2 protein-coding genes are annotated in these 1,921 nt (G+C 40.2%); one reads left to right on the forward strand and one right to left on the reverse strand.

What is annotated here, in order from left to right; all coding sequences use genetic code 11:
* Positions 1 to 207: hypothetical protein (locus tag ACED28_RS23085; RefSeq protein ID WP_371708951.1), on the forward strand; the 207-nt coding region annotated here is incomplete at its 5' end.
* A gap of 122 nt (positions 208 to 329) precedes the next feature.
* Here the strand turns inward: ACED28_RS23085 and ACED28_RS23090 are convergent.
* Positions 330 to 725, reverse strand: a complete 396-nt coding sequence (locus ACED28_RS23090; protein ID WP_009847710.1) for a DUF2391 family protein — start codon at positions 723 to 725, stop codon at positions 330 to 332.
* Positions 726 to 1,921 lie beyond the last annotated feature (1,196 nt).

Genomic DNA, 1,921 nt, shown 5'->3' on the forward strand with positions numbered 1-1,921 from the left:
AACGGCGGACTGTTAATCCGTATGTCGCAAGTTCAAGTCTTGCAAGGGGAGCCAATTAAAGAAAGCCGCATCATTGATGCGGCTTTTTTGCATCTAAAGATCCTAGCGTGCCTCCATCTCCCTCACCTTTCTAATCGCTCATTCAGTACAGAAACTCTCAGTCTTAATTTTCTTGTAAAACAATTAGGCCTTACTCTTTTGATTTAGCTTTAATCACCCAACGACATGTCGAAACCTTTCTAGCGAGCTTGCTACTTGGTTATCTAAGAGTGAACCAAATAAGCGCTAGAATGGCTCTGTTGATGACTTAACCTGGGTGATATACGGTTTCACTCTTTATCGAAACTATCCACTATAATAGCCCCCATAGACGCGGGCATTGATATAACAATGACACGTTTAAACGAGACTATTGGATCGCTTAATAGAGGCAACTTATCCAAACATGTCAGGACCAAAGCAACTACCAACGCCGTCATAGCATAAGCAATAACAATTCTGAAAATAAACACCGGCATGCGCGCAACAACATTTTTTTGAAAGACACTTTCATAAGTATAAAAGCCTAAGAACACAGCTGATAATAAAAATAGCAGCAACAGATTAGCAGTAGGCAAAGTCTCCCCTAACTTCCAGGCTTCTTCGGAAAAAGAAATCGGTACAGCCAAAGCAAAAGATCCTACAAAGATCTGACTGGCATCTTCAAAGTTAAAGCTTAATTTCATAGTTCGCCCCATTAGCTTTTAAGGCTTTATCTATTTGTTAAAATAATCACTAAAATATCACCCGATGATCTTTTTTTGAGTCTATTCTTACCAAGTGAACGATAACGCCCTTCTAGCTTAATATTAGTCGCAATAGCCAAAACATAGCTTGAATTAACCAGCAAGAAATCAATATGTTCAGAGTAAAGTGGTCAACATAACTAATTCATATCGAGTCAACAAACACATCAGAGTAGAAAAGAGACCGGTAAACATCTCCTAAGATACCTGAACCTAGAGCCAGAGAGTCTCGATCTGATTGGATAATAAATATCACTGCACGAATACGAGAAATTCTCTATTTCTTAGCATATGTATCCCACCGGCACCAATTTGGGCCCTTAATCTAGCGACTTTCTCCTTCAACCTGAAATATAGTCCAATTCCCCTTTGAGATACTTTTCAAACAGGGTGCTCAATACAATTAAGAGTGGTTTAAGCTTAATGAATAACAAGAGGATGAAGTCACCTCATTAAGGGCTATAGCGCTCTTAGCAGAAACATCCATGATCGATTCCTAATTACACATCAGAAGTACCCTCTAGATTCACAGAGAAAAATAGAAGTCAGGTATCGTAGACGAAGGGCTGTTAACTAATACTAAAGTGCACTCGCTTGATAAAGCAAACATCTGCGAACGCAGGGCACATAGGATGAGTTGTAAGCCTTATATAACTTCGATATTGAATGGATACAGCTGAGTCAGAACAGTCTCATTAACCTGACTTATAACGTCGCATAGCTCGAGTATTTGAGTGCTAAGCTTAAAGCTATATGCGTTTGTGAAACGCGTGCTCGTTTCAAATAACAACTGGTGTAGAAAATACAAATAAAAAGACTCTAATCGTAGAGTTAGACTTTCTAATAAATAACAGAATAATGGGACACGTTAACTAGGAGTCATGGGTTACGCGCAAACCTTGTGTAAAAGTCATTCAATGGAAGGGTGAACACTATAATTTAGATGCAAAAAGCCCCGCGATTTCTAGCGAGACTTCTTATAAATGGTGGAGTGCTTGGGGTCGCAGGCGACCGGGACTCGTTGCTCGAAGACAAAATTATCGTATCCAGAAACGACGAAAGCCTAGTCATAAGACTAGGCTTTCTAATAAGTGGCGGAGTGGACGGGACTCGAACCCGCGACCCCCGGCGTGACA

Source organism: Vibrio sp. 1F253, from assembly GCF_041439295.1.
GTDB classification, from domain to species: Bacteria; Pseudomonadota; Gammaproteobacteria; order Enterobacterales; family Vibrionaceae; genus Vibrio; species Vibrio tasmaniensis_A.